Source organism: Massilia sp. CFBP9026, from assembly GCF_034045165.1.
GTDB lineage: Bacteria > Pseudomonadota > Gammaproteobacteria > Burkholderiales > Burkholderiaceae_D > Telluria > Telluria arenae.
On the sequence record NZ_JAXCWH010000003.1, the window covers coordinates 148,545 to 167,894 of the forward strand.

13 protein-coding genes are annotated in these 19,350 nt (G+C 66.6%); 3 read left to right on the top strand and 10 right to left on the bottom strand.

The genetic code is table 11. The features are described from left to right. The first annotated feature begins 57 nt into the window (after positions 1 to 57). Genes SOM28_RS09095 through SOM28_RS09105 form a run of 3 tightly spaced genes read left to right on the top strand, consistent with a single transcriptional unit; the run spans position 58 to position 2,840 of the window. Positions 58 to 1,695, top strand: coding sequence for a phosphoethanolamine transferase (locus tag SOM28_RS09095; protein ID WP_320467909.1), 1,638 nt, complete (start codon positions 58 to 60; stop codon positions 1,693 to 1,695). Position 1,696: 1 nt separating this feature from the next. Beyond that, positions 1,697 to 2,470 carry a phosphatase PAP2 family protein gene (locus tag SOM28_RS09100; protein WP_320467910.1) on the top strand — a complete coding sequence of 258 codons (774 nt, stop codon included), beginning with the start codon at positions 1,697 to 1,699 and terminating at the stop codon, positions 2,468 to 2,470. Next, complete coding sequence (locus SOM28_RS09105; protein WP_123071233.1) at positions 2,448 to 2,840, top strand: diacylglycerol kinase; 393 nt, start codon at positions 2,448 to 2,450, stop codon at positions 2,838 to 2,840. Before SOM28_RS09100 ends, SOM28_RS09105 begins: the two co-directional genes overlap by 23 nt. Here SOM28_RS09105 and SOM28_RS09110 read toward each other — a convergent pair. The 10 genes from SOM28_RS09110 to SOM28_RS09155 all read right to left on the bottom strand — a co-directional run bounded on the left by SOM28_RS09110 (position 2,833) and on the right by SOM28_RS09155 (position 19,295). Then, positions 2,833 to 5,973 (bottom strand): efflux RND transporter permease subunit, encoded by a 3,141-nt coding sequence (locus SOM28_RS09110; RefSeq protein ID WP_123071234.1) that lies wholly within the window; start codon positions 5,971 to 5,973, stop codon positions 2,833 to 2,835. The two genes, SOM28_RS09105 and SOM28_RS09110, sit on opposite strands and share 8 nt — an antisense overlap. Positions 5,974 to 5,983: 10 nt before the next feature. Continuing rightward, the gene (locus SOM28_RS09115; RefSeq protein ID WP_123071235.1) at positions 5,984 to 7,135 is read right to left on the bottom strand and encodes an efflux RND transporter periplasmic adaptor subunit; all 1,152 of its coding nucleotides are present in this window, start codon (positions 7,133 to 7,135) and stop codon (positions 5,984 to 5,986) included. A 359-nt stretch (positions 7,136 to 7,494) separates the two neighbouring features. After that, entirely contained in the window at positions 7,495 to 8,232 is a 738-nt protein-coding gene (locus SOM28_RS09120; protein ID WP_320467911.1) for a 2OG-Fe dioxygenase family protein, read from the bottom strand. 65 nt (positions 8,233 to 8,297) lie between these two features. Continuing rightward, positions 8,298 to 9,089: a DUF2306 domain-containing protein gene (locus tag SOM28_RS09125; RefSeq protein WP_320467912.1), complete on the bottom strand. Its 792-nt coding sequence runs from the start codon at positions 9,087 to 9,089 to the stop codon at positions 8,298 to 8,300. A 64-nt stretch (positions 9,090 to 9,153) separates the two neighbouring features. Further along, a complete protein-coding gene (locus tag SOM28_RS09130; protein ID WP_320467913.1) occupies positions 9,154 to 11,211 on the bottom strand; it encodes a TonB-dependent receptor in 2,058 nt (685 codons plus the stop codon). A 24-nt stretch (positions 11,212 to 11,235) separates the two neighbouring features. Further along, the gene (locus SOM28_RS09135; RefSeq protein ID WP_320467914.1) at positions 11,236 to 11,730 is read right to left on the bottom strand and encodes a DUF6702 family protein; all 495 of its coding nucleotides are present in this window, start codon (positions 11,728 to 11,730) and stop codon (positions 11,236 to 11,238) included. After that, positions 11,727 to 14,090 (bottom strand): M1 family metallopeptidase, encoded by a 2,364-nt coding sequence (locus SOM28_RS09140; protein WP_320467915.1) that lies wholly within the window; start codon positions 14,088 to 14,090, stop codon positions 11,727 to 11,729. Before SOM28_RS09140 ends, SOM28_RS09135 begins: the two co-directional genes overlap by 4 nt. A gap of 106 nt (positions 14,091 to 14,196) precedes the next feature. Next, positions 14,197 to 16,572, bottom strand: coding sequence for a M1 family metallopeptidase (locus tag SOM28_RS09145; RefSeq protein WP_320467916.1), 2,376 nt, complete (start codon positions 16,570 to 16,572; stop codon positions 14,197 to 14,199). Between the two features lie 100 nt (positions 16,573 to 16,672). Further along, on the bottom strand, positions 16,673 to 18,103 hold the full coding sequence (locus SOM28_RS09150) for a serine hydrolase domain-containing protein (RefSeq protein ID WP_320467917.1): 1,431 nt from the start codon (positions 18,101 to 18,103) through the stop codon (positions 16,673 to 16,675). A gap of 76 nt (positions 18,104 to 18,179) precedes the next feature. After that, complete coding sequence (locus SOM28_RS09155) at positions 18,180 to 19,295, bottom strand: GAF domain-containing sensor histidine kinase (protein WP_320467918.1); 1,116 nt, start codon at positions 19,293 to 19,295, stop codon at positions 18,180 to 18,182. Positions 19,296 to 19,350: the final 55 nt, after the last annotated feature.

Below are 19,350 nucleotides of genomic sequence, written 5' to 3' on the forward strand. Positions count from 1 at the left end.
CTCCATATCCTTCAAGCAATGCAGTCCGCGTCGGACTGCGCTGCTCGAGGGGGAAGCGTGGAGAGATTGTTCGGCAGGCGCATCCAGGCGCCGGTGCTGGTGCTGGTCGTGGCCTTGTTGCTGGCCAGCGTGGGCAACGTCAAGTTCTGGTCGGTCCTGTGCAGCGCCGCGGGCGGCGTCTCGCCCGCCAGCCTGCCGCTGCTGGCGGGCGCGTTCCTGATCGTGGTCCTGTTCTTCAACGCCTGCCTGACACTCGCGAGCTTTCGCCCGGTCGCCAAGCCGATGCTGATCGCGCTGGTGCTGGCCGCATCGGCCGCCAGCTATTTCATCGCGACCTATGGCATCGTCATCGACAAGGCCATGATCCAGAACGTGTTCGAGACTGACACGCGCGAGGCCGCGGAGTTGATCAGCTGGCAGATGGCGGCCAGGATCGGCCTTTTGGGTGTGCTGCCCGCGTGGGCGATCTGGCGCGCCAGGATCGCGTTCCCGCGCGGCGCGCGCGGGCTGCTCGAACGCGCCGGCATTGCCGGCGGCTCGCTGTTGCTGGCGCTCCTGCTGTTGGTGTTGCTGTACAAGAGCCTGGCGCCGGCGTTGCGCGAACATCGCGAACTGCGCTTCCTGCTCACACCGACCAACTTCATCCAGGCGACGCACGGCTACCTGCGCGCGCGCTGGGCCGCCCCGGTCGTGGTCGCGCCGCTCGGGCGCGACGCCGTCAAGGGCGCAGCGTGGAAGGGCGCGCAGCGCCGCACGCTGACCGTGATCGTGGTTGGCGAAACGGCGCGCGCGGCGAATTTCTCGCTCAACGGCTACCCCCGCGACACCAATCCGCTGCTGGCGCGGCAGGGCGGCTTGATCAACTTTTCGCGCGTGCATTCCTGCGGCACCGCGACCGCGGTGTCGGTGCCCTGCGTGTTCTCGGCCTTCGGCCGCGAGGACTACAGCCAGTCGAAGGCCGAGCGCCAGGAAGGCTTGCTCGACGTGCTCGCGCATGCCGGCTTCGACGTCGTATGGCGCGATAATAATTCGGGCTGCAAAGGCGTGTGCGACCGCGTGCGCTACGAAGACCTGTCGCGGCCGAGGCCGGGCAGGCCGTGCGAGGGCGGCGAGTGCCACGACGAAGTCCTGCTCGACGGCTTGCCCGAACTGCTGCGCCGCGGTGGCAAGGACATGGTGGTGGTGCTGCACCAGAAGGGCAGTCATGGTCCCGCCTATGCCAGCCGCTATCCACAGGCCTTCGGCCGCTTCGGTCCGGTATGCACCAGCAACCAGTTCGAGACCTGTACGCGCGAGTCAATCCGCGCCGCCTACGACAACACCATCCTGTACACCGACTACTTCCTGAGCACGACCATCGACCGCCTGCGCGCGCTGGCCCAGGGCGAGGACGTCGATACCGCGATGCTGTATTTGTCGGATCACGGCGAATCGCTGGGCGAGAACAACGTCTACCTGCACGGCACGCCGTATATGTTCGCGCCGCGCGAGCAGACCGAGGTGCCGATGATGCTGTGGATGTCGGACGGCTTCAGCGAGCGCTTTCGCATCGACCGCCGTTGCCTGGGCCAGCGCCGCAACGAGCCGCTCTCGCACGACAATGTGTTCCACTCCGTGCTCGGCATGCTCGACGTGAATACGGCGGTTCTCAATCCGCGGCTCGATATCTTCCATGCCTGCGTGCGGGGCGCGTGAGATGGGCGCTGCCACGTCTACCGCGCTGCTGCCGGCGCGGGCGATCCGGCGCATGGCGGCGGCGCTGGCCGCCGCCGCGCTGGTGATCTTCTGGATCGGCCGCTGCACCGACGTCGACCTGGCGCTTGCCGATGCGGTGTTCGACGCCGGCGGCGGCGTCTTCCCCTGGCGCCATGCCTGGCTGGCCGAGACCTTCAGCCACGTGATCCTCAAGTGGCTGCTGATGCTGCTCGCGCTGGGCTTCATCGGCCGCGCCCTGGCCGACCTGATCTCGCCGCGCGCCGGCATGGACGCTCGCGCGCGCCTGCGGCTGCGCATCGTCGCGCTGTCGGCGCTGCTGGTGCCCCTGGCGATCAGCATGCTGAAGCAGTTCAGCACCTCGCATTGTCCATGGGACTTGCTGCGCTATGGCGGCGATCAACCCTATGTGCGCCTGTTCGAGGCCTTGCCGGCCGGCGCGGTCGCCGGACAGTGCCTGCCGGCCGGGCATGCGTCGAGCGCCTTGTGGCTGCTGTCGCTGGCGGTGTACTGGTTGCCGGCGCGGCCGCGCATGGCGAGCGCGGTGGCTGCCCTCGCGCTCGCGTTCGGCGCAGCGATCGGCTATCTGCAGCAGCTGCGCGGCGCCCATTTCATGACCCACACCCTGTGGTCGATCTGGATCGCCTGCGCGATCGTCCTGTTCCTGGTCGCCGTCCTGCGGGCGCGGCCATCCCGCCGCAAGGCGCCATCCAACCCCTTATCGGAACCCGTCAATGTCGCAACCGCAGATCAGTGAATTCAAGAGCAAACAGGGCCTCGGACGGATCCTGTCCGCGTCCCGCTATTCGGCTGCCGGCCTGAAGTTCGCCTGGCAATCGGAACACGCGTTTCGCCAGGAGCTGCTGGTGGCCTTGCCCGCCATGCTGGCAGCCGCGCTGCTGCCACTGCCGGCCGTCGAGCGGCTGGCGCTGGTCGCGGTGCTGGTCCTGGTGCTGGTGGTCGAGTTGCTCAATTCCGCCATCGAAGCGGTGGTGGACCGCATCTCGCTGGAGCGCCACCCTTTGTCCAAGAGCGCCAAGGACCTGGGCAGCGCGGCCGTCGCGCTGGCCGTCATGCTCGCTGCCCTGACCTGGGGTGTACTCGTCCTGCCGCTGCTGTTCATTTAGCAGGACTGTGCTCCTCGGCCTTCGTGGGCGCCGGCGCCGGCTTGCGCTGCAGCTTGCGCCCATGGCGCTTGAGCCAGTGCTCCAGGTCGTCGATATAGGTGTAGACGGCCGGCACCACCAGCAGGCTCAATAAGGTCGAGGTGATCAGGCCGCCGATCACGGCCACCGCCATCGGCGAGCGGAAACTCGGGTCGCCCGAGAAGCCCAGCGCGAGGGGCAGCATGCCGGCGCCCATGGCGATGGTGGTCATCACGATCGGGCGGCTGCGCTTGTGGCAGGCGTCGACCAGGGCGTCGAACCGGTTCATGCCGGCTTCGCGCGCCAGGATCGCGTAGTCGACCAGCAGGATCGAGTTCTTGGTCACGATCCCCATCAGCATGATCAGGCCGATCATGGTCGGCATCGACAGCGCATTGCTGGTCAAGAGCAGGGCGACAAACGCGCCGCCGATCGACAGCGGCAGCGCCGCCAGGATCGTCACCGGCTGCATGAAGTCCGAGAACAGCAGCACCAGCACGCCATAGATGCACAGCACGCCGATCAGCATCGCCACGCCGAAGCTGTTGAACAGCGCCTGCATCTCTTGGGCGTCGCCCAGCTCCGCGATGGTCACCGAGGACGGCAGCGAGCGGAACACCGGCAGCGCGCGCGCCTCGGCATTGACTTCGCCGAGCGCGCGGCCGGACAGCTCGACGTCGAGCGTCACGTTGCGGCTGCGGTTCAGGCGGTCGATCTGGGCCGGGCCGCTTTCCATCGTGATGTCGGCCACTGTCGACAGCAGCACCGGGCCGTTGGCGCCCGGCACCGTCAGGCGCCCGATGGCGTCCAGGTCGGCGCGCACCGCATCCGGCAACTTGACCCGGATCGGCACCTGGCGCTCGTCCAGGTTCATCTTGGCCAGCGACTGCTCGTAGTCGCCGGCGGTGGCCACGCGCACCGTTTCGCCGATCGATGCCGCCGTCACGCCCAGGTCGGCCGCGCGCGCAAAGTCCGGGCGCACGATGATCTCGGGCCGCACCAGCGAGGCGCTGGAACTGACGTTGCCGATGCCGCCCAGGGTGCGCAGCTCGCGCTCGGCCTGGCGCGCGGCGGCGGTGAGCGCTTGCGCGTCCTCGCTGCGCAGCACCAGCTGCATCTTGGTGCCGGCGTCCGGTATGCCGACCGTGAAGCGGGCGCCAGGGATGTTCACCAGCGCCTGCCGGATGCGGTTCTCGATCACGCCCAGCTTGACGTCGCGGTCGCTGCGGTGGACGGTGGCGATGGTCAGCACGGCGCGCCGCGCCTCGGCCGCCGCGCCGGGCGAGAAGGCGTCACCGCTGGAGCCGCCGCCGATCGAGCTGAACACGCTCTTGACGCCGTCCACCTTCATGACTTGCTGGCGCACCTGCTCGGCCACCGCATGGGTCTGGGCCAGGGTGGCGCCCGGCGGCAGCTCGACGCTGACCTGGCTCTGCGAGCGGTCGGCCGGCGGCATGAAGCCGGTCGGCAGCAGCGGCACCAGGGCCAGCGAGCCGACGAAGAACAGGGCCGCGCCGAGCATGGTCAGGCCGCGCCGGCGCAGGCACCACTGCATCACGGCGAGATAGCGGCGCATCAGCGGGCCGTCCGGCGGCGCCTGCGGGTTACCCTGGGCGTCGACGTGGATATGCTTGGGCGCCTTCATCAGGTAGGCGCACATCATTGGCGTGAGCAGCCGCGCCACCAGCAGCGACGCCAGGATGGCCAGCACCGCGGTCCAGCCGAACTGTTTGAAGAATTTGCCGGGAATGCCGCCCATGAAGGCGGTCGGCAGGAACACGGCCACCAGGGCGAAGGTGGTGGCGATCACCGCCATCCCGATCTCGTCGGCCGCTTCCAGCGCGGCCTGCATCGGCGTCTTGCCCATGTGGAGGTGGCGCGAGATGTTCTCGATCTCCACGATCGCATCGTCGACCAGCACGCCGACCACCAGGGCCAGCGACAGCAGGGTGACCATGTTCAGCGTGTAGCCGAACAGGTACTGGCCGAGGAAGGCCGGGATCACCGACAGCGGCAGGGCGGCTGCCGCGATCAGGGTCGCGCGCCAGTCGCGCAGGAACCACCACACCACCAGCACCGCCAGCAGCGCGCCTTCGTACAGCATGTGCATCGAGGCGTCGAAGTTTTCTTCGACCGAATAGGAGTTGTCGATCACTTCCTTGATCACGAGCTTGGGATTTTCTCTGCCCAGCTGTTCCATGGCGGCGCGCGCCCCGGTGGCGACGTCGATCTCGCCGGCGCCGCGGGTGCGGAACACCTCGAAGGCGACCACCTTGCGTCCATCCTGCTCGGCCAGCGCACGCTGCTCCTCGACCGTGTCACGCACTGTCGCCACCTGATCCAGGCGCACGTGACGGCCGTCCGGCAGCGGGATGTCCATCGCCGCCAGTTGCTGCGCGGTCTGCACGGTGGCCAGGGTGCGCACCGATTGCTCGACGCCGGCCACGTCGCCGCGTCCGCCCGGCGCCTCGCGCTGCACATTGCGCAACTGGCGCGAGACGTCCAGCGCCGACACGCGCAGCGCGGCCATCCGTTGATCGTCCAGTTCGACCCGCACTTCGCGCGTCACGCCGCCCACGCGCTTGACGGCGCCCAGGCCGGGCACGCTCAGCAGGCGCTTGGAGACGTCGTTGTCGACGAACCAGCTCAGGTCCTGGTCGTCCAGGCCGGAGCCCTCGCCTGCCGCCACGGTGAAGGTCGAGACCACGCGGCCGGCGGTGGCGGTCTTGGTCACCGTGGGGTCGCGCATCTCGGCCGGCATGTCGGCGCGCACGCGCGAGACCGCGTCGCGCACGTCGTTGACGGCATCGGCCGGGTCGCGCTCGAGGATGAACTCCACCGTGATGGTGGCCACGCCGTCCAGCACGCGAGTGTAGATGTTCTTGATGCCTTGCAGGGTGGCGATCGAGTCTTCCATCTTGCGCGCGACCTCGGTCTCGAGCTGGGCCGGAGCGGCGCCGTCGAGGGTCGCGGTGACGGTCACGATCGGCAGCTCGATGTCCGGGAAGTCCTGCACCTTGCTGGCATTGAAGGCCAGCAGCCCCGCCACGGTGAGCAGGGCGAACAGCATGATCGCCGGGATCGGGTTGCGGATCGAGAGGGCGGAGAAATTCATCGTGTCGTCCTCAGCGCGCGGCGCTCGTGCGAGCGGCCGCCGGCGCCGGAGTGGCGACGATATTGCGCACCAGATCGCCGTCGTTGAGGAAGCCCGCGCCCTGGACCACGATCGCCATGTCGGCATTCACGCCGCTCACCACCTCGACCCGCTCGCCCAGGCGGCGTCCCAGGGTCACCTTCACCTGGCTCACGCGGCTGTCGGCATTCAATCGGAACACATAGCTGAAGCCGTCGCGCACGGCGACCGCCTGCTGCGGCACGGTCAGCGCGTTCGACGCGCCCAACTCGAAGCGGCCGCTGGCGAACATGCCGGCCTTGAGCGGCGTGTCGTTGGACAGCGCCGGCGGCAGGTCGACATAGACCAGGGCGATGCGAGTCTGGGGATCGACCGACGGCGCCACGGTGCGCACCTTGCCGGCAATCTCCGCCCCGCTGGCGGCGCGCACGGTCGCCCTGGCGCCGGGCTTGATGCGGCCCAGGTCTTGCGCCACGACTTCGGCACGCCATTCGAGGCGGCCCTGGCGGATCATGCGGAACAGTTCGGTGCCGACGCCGACCACGGCGCCAACGGTGGCGCTGCGCGCCGAGATCACGCCGCTGTCGGGCGCGACCACCTGCGTGTACTTCAGGCGCAGCTGCTGCTGGGTGAGGGTGGCCTGGGCCGATTTGACGCGCGCCGCGGCGGTCATTTCGCCGGTGACGTACTGGGTGACCTGCTGCGCGCTCAACGCGCCCGAGCTTTCCAGCGCGCGGGCGCGGTCGGCGTTAGCCTTCGCTTCCTGCTGGTTGGCCTGGGCTTCGAGCAGCGCGGCGCGCGCGCCCTCGATCTCGGCGCGCACCGTTTCGTCGGCAAAGACCGCCAGCACCTGCCCCTTCTTGACCACGTCGCCGACATTCACCCGCACCTCGGCCAGGCGCAGTCCGTTCGATTCGCTGCCGATCACGGCGTCCTGCCAGGCGGCGATGCTGCCGTTGGCGGTGAGGTTGATCGGCAGGCTGGTGGTGGCGGGGCGGGCGGTGCTGACGCTCAGGGCGGGGCGCGGCGGCGCTTTTTCATCCTTGGCGGTGGCGCGGTTGGCGGTGGCCAGTGCGACGGTGGCGCACAGGGCGGCGGCGCCCAGGGCAATGACGAGCGTACGCGGAGCGCGAAGTTTGATCATGGTCTCTATGTCTTTTGGCTATAGCAAAGAAGTGTAGCAAAAGCGATACGGCCAACCGGTGCGCACGCGCCTCAGCATGGCCGGCGTGGCTGGCACGATAGTGGGGTTTGTCGGGCTAAAAGAGGGCCGAAACAGAGGGAATGTGGAAGAAAGGGAAATGGCGCACTGCCGCAAACGCCCAGGCCGCCGGCCTGATTTAGAGGGCTTCCTCTATTGAAACAACTACAGTACTTCTACCGTATTGCACTGCACAATAAAAAAGACTATATTGGAACTGTCTCCTCCAGTTTTCTCCGAAAATTGGATTCCCGCCCGCCAACCTTCAGGTTCGCGGGCGTTTTTTTTGCTTGTGGAAGAGTTCAGGCGTCTTCGCCCTGGAAGGCATTGGCGCGCCAGGTCAGTACCAGCGTGTCGCGGTAGCCATGGTCGCCCAGCGGCTGGATCGGCGTCGATTCGTGGATCACGGCGGCGTCGTCCAGCAGCAGCAGGGTCCAGGGTTCGAGCATGGTGAAGCGCTGGCCGGCCGGGCCGTCAGCGTCGAACACGCGCGTCTCGCCGCCCTTGATGTCCTTGCGATTGATGAGGATAACGGCCACGAAGTTGACGCCGTCGCGGTGTGCGCCTTCGGGCGTCGGGCGGCCGATGCCATCGGCGGTGTCGATGCGGAACTGGTGTGCTTCGACGAACCAGCGCTGCTGGCCCGCGACCTGTGAACAGACCCCGCCCAGCGCACCCAGCAGCCGGTCCCAGGCCGGGTTGGCGACGGTGGCCGCTTCCATCGGCGCGAACAGGCGGTGCATGCCGCCGTGCAGCGCGTTGTACTCGACCGGCTGCCAGTGCGCGCGGTGCGGCGTCTGCGTCAGCTGGCCGGCGTCGTCAATGAAGCAGGAATGGCGGCGGCGGCGGTAGCGGCCGCCGTCCTTCAGGTATTCGTCCAGCTCGAGCCGGTCCCAGCTCGGCACGAGCGAGTCCAGCTCGCCGATGCCGCAGCCGGCCAGGGCGGCCACGTCGGCAGGACGCAGCACGGCGTAACCGGTGCTGCGCAGGGCATCCGTCAGCTGCGACGGCTCGAGATAGGGGAGTTGCGGTGTAGTCATCCCGTTAGCGTAGCACTTTTCGTCTTTACCGGTGAGGGCCCCCGCCGAAGGAAAGATGCGCTGGATCAGGCGAACAGCGGCGCCAGGCGGCGGCCGATGTGCGGCAGCCAGTAGGCATGGGCGAACAGCCAGGTCGCTGCCAGCAGCACCAGCACCAGCGCCACGATCCCGGCCTGGCCGAGCACGCGGCGCGGCATCGAGAATGCGGGCGTAGACTGGCGCCGGATGAAGTATTCGGCGACCAGCAGGTTCGGCACGTAGAAGAAGAAACTCATCGTCATGTCGAACGGCCCGTCGAAGGTGCCGGTATGGCCGGCGCCGCCCAGCCCCTTGAGCCAGATGCCGTAGTACATGCGGTACAGCCAGGAGCCGATGCCGAGGGCGAACAGCCGGATCGCCCAGGCGCGGTGCAGGTCGAGGCGGCGCGCGGCCGCATGACGCCAGGCCTGCAGCGCGGCCAGCACCGTCAACACGCCGTACAGGCCGAAGCCGATCTCCATCACGATGCCGCCCACCGCGCCTTTCAGGGCCAGGTAGGCCAGGCCTCCGATCCCCGCCAGCAGGGCCGAGACGAGGTAGACGCGGCCGGTCCAGCGGTGCAGGCGCGGATGCCGCGCGCGCAGCGCGGGGATGAATTGCAGGGGGCCGAGCAGCAGCACGCTGGAGCCGGCGATGAAGTGCATGCCGATCATCGTCGCGGCCGCGATCGCGCCGGGTTCGTAGAGGCGCGGCAGCACCTCGTTCCAGTCCTTCTCGAGGGTGCCGGCCAGGATCGCGCCGCCGTAGAAGGTGGCGATATAGATGCTGAAGATGCCGGTGCTGATCCAGACGATGGCGAGCAGGGAACGCAACGGCATGGTGGTCACCCGGGCAAGAGATGGAGATATCTCATTACAGGCCGGGCGCCACCAAAAGTCAATGCTACCACTGCTTGACCAGGGTCAGGCGTAGCGAGCGCGGCTCGATCGGGTGGAAGTGCACGTCGGCCACCGGCGCGGCTTCGCCCTGCAACTGCGACTCGTAGAAGTAATCGATGGCCGAGGCGCGCCGGTTGGTGAGATTGAAGCCTTCCAGCTCCAGGCGCAGGTCGTTCGCCAGCCGGTAGCCGATGCGGCCATTGAGCGTCAGGCTGGAATGCGAACGCACGCTGTCGTCTTCGATCAGCGGACGCGGGCCGAACCAGCGCAGGCGCAGGGAACCCGACCACGGGCCGCTTGGATCGACGGTCACGCCCAGCTGGGCGACGCCTTCGATGGCGCCGGGGATGCGACGGCCGGCGTCCCGGTTTCCTTCGAGGTTTTCGCCGCGCGAGCGGGCGCGCGCCCAGGCCGCGTCGAGGTCGATCGACAGCCATTTGAGTGGGCGGTAATAGTTCGAGAACTCGATGCCGTAGCGCCGGCTCGGATCGCCCGCCTCGGTATTGCCGGCGTCGCCGATATAGGTCAGTTCGGAATCGAAGTCGAGCCGGTACACGGCCAGCGACGTCTGCATCTTCGGGATCGCCTCGGTGCGCACGCCGAATTCAACACCGCGCGAACGCACCAGGCCGGGCGTCGGATCGACCGCATCCAGGGTCTTCGGATCGACGGTCGCCACCGTGCCGCGCGCATCGTTGCTGTGGAAGCCGTGGCCGTAGTTGGCATACAGCTCGGTCGCCGCCCACGGGCCATAGACAATGTTCAGCGTCGGCGTGACCAGCGTGTCATGCGCCTTGCCGGCGTTCTCCGGCCGGTCGCCATCCACGCGGAAGCGGTAGTTGCTGGCCCGGATACCCGCCACCGTGCGCAGCGCATCGCTCCAGCGGGTCGCGCTTTCGATGAAGACGGCGCCGCTGGTCTCGACGATATGGTCTTCGCGCGTGGTCGCGATGCGCTGGCGCTGGCGCGTGTCGTACAAGCCGTTGAAGATATTGTCGTTCTGGACTTGAAAGCCCACCGTCAGGTCGGACGACAGCGTTACTGTGCGGTGCATATGCCAGGTGTGGGTGGCGTCCAGGCCCGTGGTGACGCGGCGGTCGGGCTGGGCGAACTGGTCGCCATTGACCGGGTCGTTCAGAAAATAGGTGAAGTTCGAGAACAGCGCGAGCTGGTTGCGGATCGCGTAGGCGCTGACCTTGCTGGCCGAGTCGGCATCGGTCCGGCGCCAGATGCCCGACAGGCTGAATCGCCGCGCCTGGCCGCCATCGCTGTCGTCGACCAGGTCGTAACGCCCCAGGCGGCCATCCCGCACCGCGCGCAGCGGGATCTGGTCGGTGGAATCCCAGTCGCCGCGATAGCCCATTGCGGTGACGCTCCAGCCATTGTTGGCGTAGCCCTGGCTGAACCGCAGCACGGCATTGAGCTTGCGGTAGTCGTCCGGCCGCGTCCACGGACCGTCGTTGTGCATCGCTTCCAGCGCGTACAGCAGGCTGCCGCCCGTTACCTCGGACGAGCCGGCGACCAGCGCGCGCCGGTAGCCGTCCTGGCCGACGGTGGCCGAGGCGAGGTTTTTCACCAGCCGGTTGGCATAGGTGAGCGAGGCCACGCCGGCCGACGAGAAGTCGCCTTCGCGCGCCGAATAGGGGCCCTTGCGGTAGTCGAGGCGGCCGACCAGTTCGGGGATCAGGAAGTTCAGGTCGGTCCAGCCCTGGCCGTGGGCGTGGCTGCGCTGGTTGACCGGCATGCCGTCGACCCAGGTGGCGAGGTCGGTGCCGTGGTCGAGGTTGAAGCCGCGCAGGTAGAACTGGTTGGCCTTGCCCTCGCCGCTGTGCTGGCTGGCGATCAGGCCGGGCGTGACTTCGAGCAGTTCGCCGGGACGGTAGGCGATGCGGCCCGCCAGGTCTTTCGCGCCCGCGCTGCCGGCGCCGGCCGAATCGGCGATGCCCAGCTGGGAGGCGCGGGCGCCCTCGACCAGCACGCGCTGGAGCTGGAAGTCGTCGGCGTGGACGGCGGACGTGGCGAACAGCGCGGCCAGCGCGCAGGCGATAGGACGGAGATGCATGGAATTTCTTAAGAAAGGTATTTGTTACTGCGCCGGCTGCTCGAGCGCCTGGCGGGTGAAGGTGAGGGAACGGACCGTGCCGCCCGCGCCCAGGTTGACGGTATTGACCTGCTCGGGCAGGAAGTCGATCAGCACGCCCTGGCGGATCGTGGCCGCGCGGGCGAGCGGCGTGTTCTCGATTTCCTGGTAGATGACGACGCTGTTGGCATCGACCGTCATGCCGATCCATTTGGGCGGCAGGCGCTTGCCGTCCGGGGCGGCGAGCCAGAACTGGCGCTCGACATACTGGCGCAGCACGTCCTGGTCTTCCGGGTCGGAGAGGTCGAACTGGCGCTGGTAGAGGTTCAGCAGCAGGGCGTCGATGTCGTGCGCCGTGTAGGTGTGGACGATCTCGGTGCTGCCGGTGCGCTCGTTGTACGAGATGTCGGTCATGCCGAAGTGGAAGCGGTGAGCACTTGCCGCTGTGCTCACGCACAGCAGCAGGGCGACGCACAGCCTCTTGAAGCCTTGCAGCGTCATTGCGCTGCCTTCGGCGCTGCGGCGTGCTTCAGCGGCGTCTGCATGTCGCGCATCAGGTTGCCCGGGTCACGCTCGGTCTTGAACAGCTCCAGTCGCGACGGCGCGGTCTTGCGCGGCCAGCTATTGTTGCTGGTGTCGATGTCGGCGGTTTCCCAGAACGGATCCTGGGTCAGGCCCACGATCGGCTCATCAAGCACGAACAGCTTCGTGATCTGCTTCGGCGAATAGCGCCACACCTCGGCCGGAATGCGCTCGACGATCTTCTTGCCGCTTTTCAGTTCGATCTCGACGATCAGCGGCATCACCAGCCCACCCTTGTTGGAGAAGTCGACCAGGGTCAGGTGCTTGCCTTCCTTGAGCAGCGCCTTTTCCCAGTCCTCCAGGCCGGCCATGGTTTCCTGGTACTTGTTGCGGTCCTTGTTGGTGACCGTGAACTCGTCGTTCTCGTTGTAGAAGTCCTTCAGCTCGGGATGGGCGTCGATGCGGCGCGCCATGCCCTTGTTGCGCTGGTCCATGACCGACACCGGTTCGCCATTGGCGCGTTCGCGGCGCAGGGCCTTCTCGACTTCCGGGTCCTGGCTGCTGACGGTGTACTCGGTGATGCCGTCGACGCTGATGTCGACCGCGTCGGTGGTGTAGAACCAGCCGCGCCAGAACCAGTCGAGGTCCGTGCCGGACGCGTCTTCCATGGTGCGGAAGAAATCGGCCGGGGTGGGACGCTTGAATTTCCAGCGTTCGGCGTATTCCTTGAAGGCGAAGTCGAACAGCTCGCGGCCGAGGATGGTCTCGCGCAGGATGTTGAAGGCAGTGGCCGGCTTGGCGTAGGCGTTGTTGCCGCGCTGGAGCGTCGATTCGGCATTCGTCATGATCGGCGCCTGGTTCGTGCTGCGCATGTACGAGACGATGTCGCGCGGCTCGCCGCGGCGCGACGGATAGCCTTCTTCCCAGGCCTGCTCGGCCAAAAATTGCACGAAGCTGTTCATGCCCTCGTCCATCCAGGTCCACTGGCGCTCGTCCGAATTGACGATCATCGGGAAGTAGTTGTGGCCCACCTCGTGGATGATCACGCTGATCAGCCCATACTTGGCGGCCTTCGAATACGTCATCTCGCCGGTCTTGGCGTCCTTCACGGGCCTGCGCCCATTGAACGACAGCATCGGGTATTCCATGCCGCCCACCGGGCCGTTGACCGAGATCGCCACCGGATACGGGTAGTCGAAGGAATACTTGTTGTACTGCTCGATGGTGTGGATCACGGCCGGGGTGGAATACTTTTCCCACAGCGGATTGGCCTCGGCCGGGTAGTAGGACATCGCCATCACGTCCTGCTTGCCGCTCTTGATGCCCTGCGCATCCCAGATGAATTTGCGGCTGGTGGCGAAGGCGAAGTCGCGCACGTTCTGCGCCTTGAAGCGCCAGGTCCGGGTGCCGGTGGCGCGGCCCTTTTCATTCGCCTGCGCCTCGGCCTGGGTGATGATCATGACCGGCTTGTTCGCCGTGCGCGCCTGCTTCAGGCGGTCGCGCTGTGCCGGGCTCAATACGTCGCCCGGGTTCTGCAGTTCGCCGGTGGACGCCACCACGTGGTCGGCGGGGGCCGTGATCTGGACGTCGTAGTCGCCGAATTCGAGGGTGAACTCGCCGTCGCCCAGGTATTGCGCGTTCTGCCAGCCGGCCGCGTCGTAGTAGGCGGCCATGCGCGGGAACCACTGGGCGATCTCGTAGATATCGTTGCCGTCGTCGAAGCGCTCGAAGCCCATGCGGCGGCCCAATACGTTCATCTCGGGGATGTTGAAGCTCCAGGCCACGTCGAACGAGGTGCGTGCACCCGGCTTGAGCGGCTGCGGCAGGTCGATCCGCATCATGGTCTTGTTGATCGTGTGGCGCAGGGGCTTGCCGTCGCTGCCGGTGACGCTGGCGATGTGGATGCCGCCGTCGAACTTGCGCGCCTCGAGCGTGAAGCGCAGGGCATCGAACTTGACGCCATCATTCCCGCGCGGTTGCCAGGCATCGCGCGACGGCAGGGTGGCAATATTGCGGTTGTCCGAATCGTTGCGGAACATGTTCTGGTCCAGCTGCACCCACAGGTAGGTCAGCGTGTCCGGCGAATTGTTATGGTAAGTCACGGTGCCGGCGCCCGACAGCGAACGCTTGTTCTCGTCGAGCGTCACGCGCAGCCGGTAGTCGGCGCGCTGCTGCCAGTACTTGTGGCCGGGCGCGCCGGCCGCGTTGCGGGTCTCGCCCGGCGTCGGCAGCAATTCCTCCAGCTGGCGGAACTTGTCGTCGAAGACGGGGCCGGCGGCGCTGGCGGAGGCGGAAAGAACGAGGGCGGCGATGGTCGCCTGCAGGTGCTTGAGATTCATGTAGTGACAACAGAAGGTAAAACACCAGCATGGGCCGGCGTAGGGTGGACGGGGACGCCGAGTCGGCTCTGCCGTCCACGCGTTCAAGAAAAGGAGAGGAAGCCGATCATTCCACCGGAGCCGCGTCGCCGCTCTCCTTGGCCTTCAGCTTGGTATTAAAGTCGCGCATCAGATTGTTCGGATCCCGCTCGGTCTTGAATAACTCCAGCCGTGACGGCGTCGCCTTCCTCGGCCAGCTGTTATTGCTGACGTCGACGTCGGCCGTCTCCCAGTACGGGTCCTGGGTCAGCCCCACCATCGGCTCGTCGGTGACGAACAGCTTGGTGATCTTCGCCGGCGAATAACGCCACACCTCGGCCGGAATCCGCTCGATGGTCTTCTTGCCGCTCTTGAGTTCGATCTCGACCACCAGCGGCGTCACCAGTCCGCCCACGTTCGTGAAGTCCACCAGGTACAGGTGCTTGCCTTCCTTGAGCAGCGCCTTTTCCCAATCCTCCAGGCCGGCCATCTTTTCCTGGTAGCGGTTGCGGTCCTTGTTGGTGACGGTGAAGTCGTCGTTCTCGTTGTAGAAATCCTTCAGCTCGGGGTGCGCATCGACGCGGCGCGCCATCCCCGCGTTGCGCTGCTTCGTGACCGATACCGGTTCCTCCGCGCGGCGTGCGCGCAGCAATGCTTTCTCGACTTCCGGATCCTGGCTCGACACCGTGTATTCGGTGATCCCGTCCACGCTCACGTCGACCGCGTCGGTGGTGTAGAACCAGCCGCGCCAGAACCAGTCGAGGTCCGTGCCGGACGCGTCTTCCATGGTGCGGAAGAAGTCGGCCGGGGTGGGGCGCTTGAATTTCCAGCGCTGGGCGTATTCCTTGAAGGCGAAGTCGAACAGTTCGCGGCCCAGCACCGTCTCGCGCAGCACGTTCAGCGCGGCGGCCGGCTTGGCATAGGCGTTGTTCCCGAACTGCAGCAGCGACTCCGAGTTGGTCATGATCGGCACCTGGTTGCGGCTCTTCATGTAGTCGGTGATGCGGCGCGGCTCGCCGCGGCTGTCCGGCCAGTTTTCTTCCCAGGCCTGCTGCGCCAGGTATTGCACGAAGGTGTTCAGGCCCTCGTCCATCCAGGTCCACTGGCGCTCGTCCGAGTTGACGATCATCGGGAAGTAGTTGTGGCCCACCTCGTGGATGATCACGCCGATCAGGCCATACTTGGTGCGCTGCGAATAGGTGATCTCGCCGGTTTTCTTGTCCTTGCTTGGGCGCGGACCGTTGAACGAGATCATCGGGTATTCCATGCCGCCCACCGGGCCGTTGACCGAGATCGCGGTCGGGTACGGGTAGTCGAAGGAGTACTTGTTGTACTGCTCGATGGTGTGGATGATCGCCTGGGTCGAGTATTTCTCCCACAGCGGATTACCCTCTTTCGGGTAGTAGGACATCGCCAGCACGTCGACGTCGCCGCTCTTGACGCCCTGCGCGTCCCAGATGAACTTGCGGCTCGAGGCGAAGGCGAAATCGCGCACGTTCTTCGCCTTGAAGTGCCAGGTCCTGGTGGCGCCGCTGCTCACTGCGCTGCGCGCCTTCTCGGCCGCTTCGGCCTCCGCCTGGGTCACGATGATGACCGGCTTTTTCGCGGTGCGCGCCTGCTTGAGGCGCTCGCGCTGGGCGGCAGTGAGCACGTCGCCCGGGTTCTGCAGCTCGCCGGTCGACGCGACCACGTGGTCGCTTGGCACCGTGATGCGCACGTCGTAGTCGCCGAATTCCAGGGTGAATTCGCCCGCGCCCAGGAACTGCTTGTGCTGCCAGCCATAGACGTCGTAGTAGGCGGCCATGCGCGGGAACCACTGGGCGATCTCGAACAGGTCGTTATTGTCGTCGAACTTCTCGTAGCCGGCGCGCCCGCCCAGCACCTTCTGCTCGTTGATGTTGTAGCGCCAGTCGATGCTGAAGGTCACGCGCGCACCCGGCTTGAGCGGCTGCGGCAGGTCGATCCGCATCATGGTCTTGTTGATGGTGTGCGGCAGCGCGCGGCCGTTCGCATCCTTCACCGCCAGGATGTCGAAACCGCCGGGGAAGGTGCGCTGCTCGAGCAGGGTGCGCAGGCCGTCGAATTTCAGCCCGGTCTGCGCGGTCGCGCCGGTCCAGGCGCCGCGCGAGGGGAGGGTGGCGCCCTGGCGCGCGTCCGAACCCGGCTTGTAGATGTTCTGGTCCAGCTGCAGCCACAGGTACTTCAGGGTATCCGGAGAATTGTTATGGTAGGTCACCGTGCCGGCGCCGGAGAGCGCGCGCTTGTTCTCGTCGAGCGTGGCGCGGATCGTGTAGTCGGCGCGCTGCTGCCAGTAGGCGTGGCCCGGGGCGCCGGACGCGGTGCGCACCGATCCCGGCGTCGGCAGCAGCTCGTCGAGCTGACGGAACTTGTCGTCGAAGGGCGCGGCCGCGAACGCTGACGTGGCAAGGCATAGCGCTGCCACGCCGATAGGCAAACGGAACATGATTTCCCTGGATTTGTTGTTGATATAAGAAAAGAATTCTAATCCTGATATTAATCAACTGCTCAGGGGATTTGTAAAAATCCTGAAATATGCGTGTTTACTACCGGCTGCCTACACGTTTATACGGTCGCGACGACGTGCCCAGCACCGACACCCCGCTATCCGCATCGGTGCGATGCAGCTCGATCGGCCGCGACATGATGAAGAGCAGCTTGTCGGATTCGGCATACAGCGGCTCCCATGGCGCGCCGCGGTTGGTGACCATCAGCCGGCCTTCGCGTTCGGCGATCTCGAAGCGGCCCAGCCCTTCGATCTCGTATTTTCCGACCAGGGCCTTCTTCTGCTCAGGCGCCAGTTCGACCGTCGGGCGCAGGCGGGTCTGGTTGAAGGACCATTTGTACTCGTGGGCGATGGCGCGCACCAGGCTGTCCGCAAGCGGTCCGCCATTGTCGCCGTTGGTCAGGATTACCGCGCCATCGCCCCCTTCGGTCGACGCGACCATCAAGGCCTTGAAGCCCATATTGCTGCCGTTATGGCCGAAACCCTTGCCATCGTCCTGGATATGCAGGCCCAATGCGTAGTCGTTCATGATTGGGGTGAGCATGGTGCGCGTCATGCTTGGGGAAATCACGCCGTTGTCGCCTCCCGCCGCGCCGTTCTGGATCGCGATCGCGAACCTGGCCAGGTCTTGCGGCGTGGTCCACAGTCCGGCCGCTGCCAGCTCGGGGTAGGTGTGGGCGCCACCACGGTAGGGTTTGCCGTCTTCGTCGTGGGCGCGGGCGGCCTGTGCCTGCAAGGTCGCCGGCAGTGGCTGCGAGAAGCTGCTGTCGCCCATGCCCAGCGGCGCCAGGACCGATTCCCGCAGCAGCACGTCGAAGGGTTTGCCGCTGCGATCGATCATGGCCTGCTGCAGCACCGTATAGCCGCCGCCTGAATAGCGAAATGCCGATCCGGGCGCCGCATCCACCTTGATCGCCTTGGTATTGGCGGCCCAGGCGCCATCGAGCACCTGCACCAGCGTCGGCACCGATTTTCCCGCGGCGTAGCCGGGGAATCCCGACACGCTCATGCCGCCCGTATGCGACAGCAACTGGCGCACACTGGGTTTGCCTTTGCCGTCCGGCAGGCGCCAGGAGGTGAGGGCGGTGTCGATGCCGGCGTCAAGATCGAGCTTGCCCTGTTCGACCATGCGCAGGGCGGCCATGGCGGCCACCGGTTTGCTGACCGAGGCGGCCTGGAACAGGGTCTGCGGCGTGACCGCCGGTCCGCCGGCCCAGGCCACGCCATAGCCGCGGCTCCAGGCCACCTTGCCGTCCTTGATCACGGCCACGCTCACGCCCGGCACCTTCAGGCGCGTCATCGCGTCCTGCAGGCTTTCGGTCTTGACCGGGGCGTTCGCCAGCGCGACGGCCGGGCGCAGGCCGGCTTCGATGCGGGCGATGGCGGCGTCGTCGGCATGGGCGAAAGGCATCGCCAGGGCGGCGACCAGGAGGAAACGTAAGCGCGGTGCTACAGGCAGTTCGACGGACATGTGCTCTCCATACGATGTGGACAAATGGCCAACAGTATGGAGATGCCGGACAAGGCGAACAAGCGCCGGATGGATTTTATGCGACCGGCATGCTGAACGTGAAGGTCGTGCCGTTCGCGGCGGAGCGCACGCCGATCGTCCCGCCATGGCCTTGCGCGATCTGGTCGACGATGTACAGGCCCAGTCCCAGGCCGTCGTCCCTGCTGCGCGAGCGGGCGCGCCAGTAGGGTTTGAACAGTTGCGCGATAACGTCGGGGCTCAGGTCCGGCCCCTCGTTGCGCACTTCCAGCACAAAACGGCTGTCGTCGATGTCGACGCGAACCTCGATCGGACACCCTTCGGCGCCGTGCACCAGCGCGTTCTTGAGCAGGTTCGACAGCAGTTGCGCCAGGCGCTGGGGATCGCAGCGCAAGATCAGGCCGCGCCCGATGCTGCTGGCGATGGCGCGACCGGGATACACGCTGCGCAGTTCATCGATCACCTGTTCCAGCACCCGGTCGACGTCGGCATGGCGGGCCAGGTCAAGCACCAGTCCCGAACCCATGCGCCCGCGCGTGAAATCGACCACGTTATCCACCAGCCCGGACATGCGCAGCGCGCTGCTGCGCATCCGCTCCACCAGCTGGCGCGTCATCGGGTCATCGTGGCGCCGCGCCAGCAGTTCGGCGCCGGTGAGGATCGCCGAGAGCGGCGTGCGCAGGTCGTGGCCCAGCACCGCGATGAACTGTTCGCGCAGCTCGGCGGTGTCGCGTTCGGACAACAGCGCGGTGCGGGCCACGTTCAGCGAGCGCTCCGTTTCGAGCTGGCGCGACACCAGTTCGGCGAACAGGGTCAGGGCCGCGATGGTGGGGCCCTCGCTCAGCCGGGCCGGTTCCGGATCGAGACCGCACAAAGTGCCGAAATAAAAGCCGTCGGGGCGAAAGATGGGAATCGAAAAATAACTCTGGAACCCGTAGATGCGCGGGGTGTGGTGATCGCGGTAGCACTCGCTGTCGCGCACGCAGTCGATGACGACTGCCTGCCGGGACTCGCGCACTTCCTCGCACAGCGTGGTGGTGACGTCCAGCGTCGCGCCAGGGACAAGGCCGAATCCGAGGCCGTCATGGACCGCGCAGGCGGTCCAGCTGTCGGCGGTGACGTGGGCGATACACACGAAGCGCAGGCCAGTAAGCCCGGCAACGGTTTCCAGCATCCGCGGAACGGCCGCGATGGCTTGAATTTCCCTCACATGACTCGATAGCGAGTCC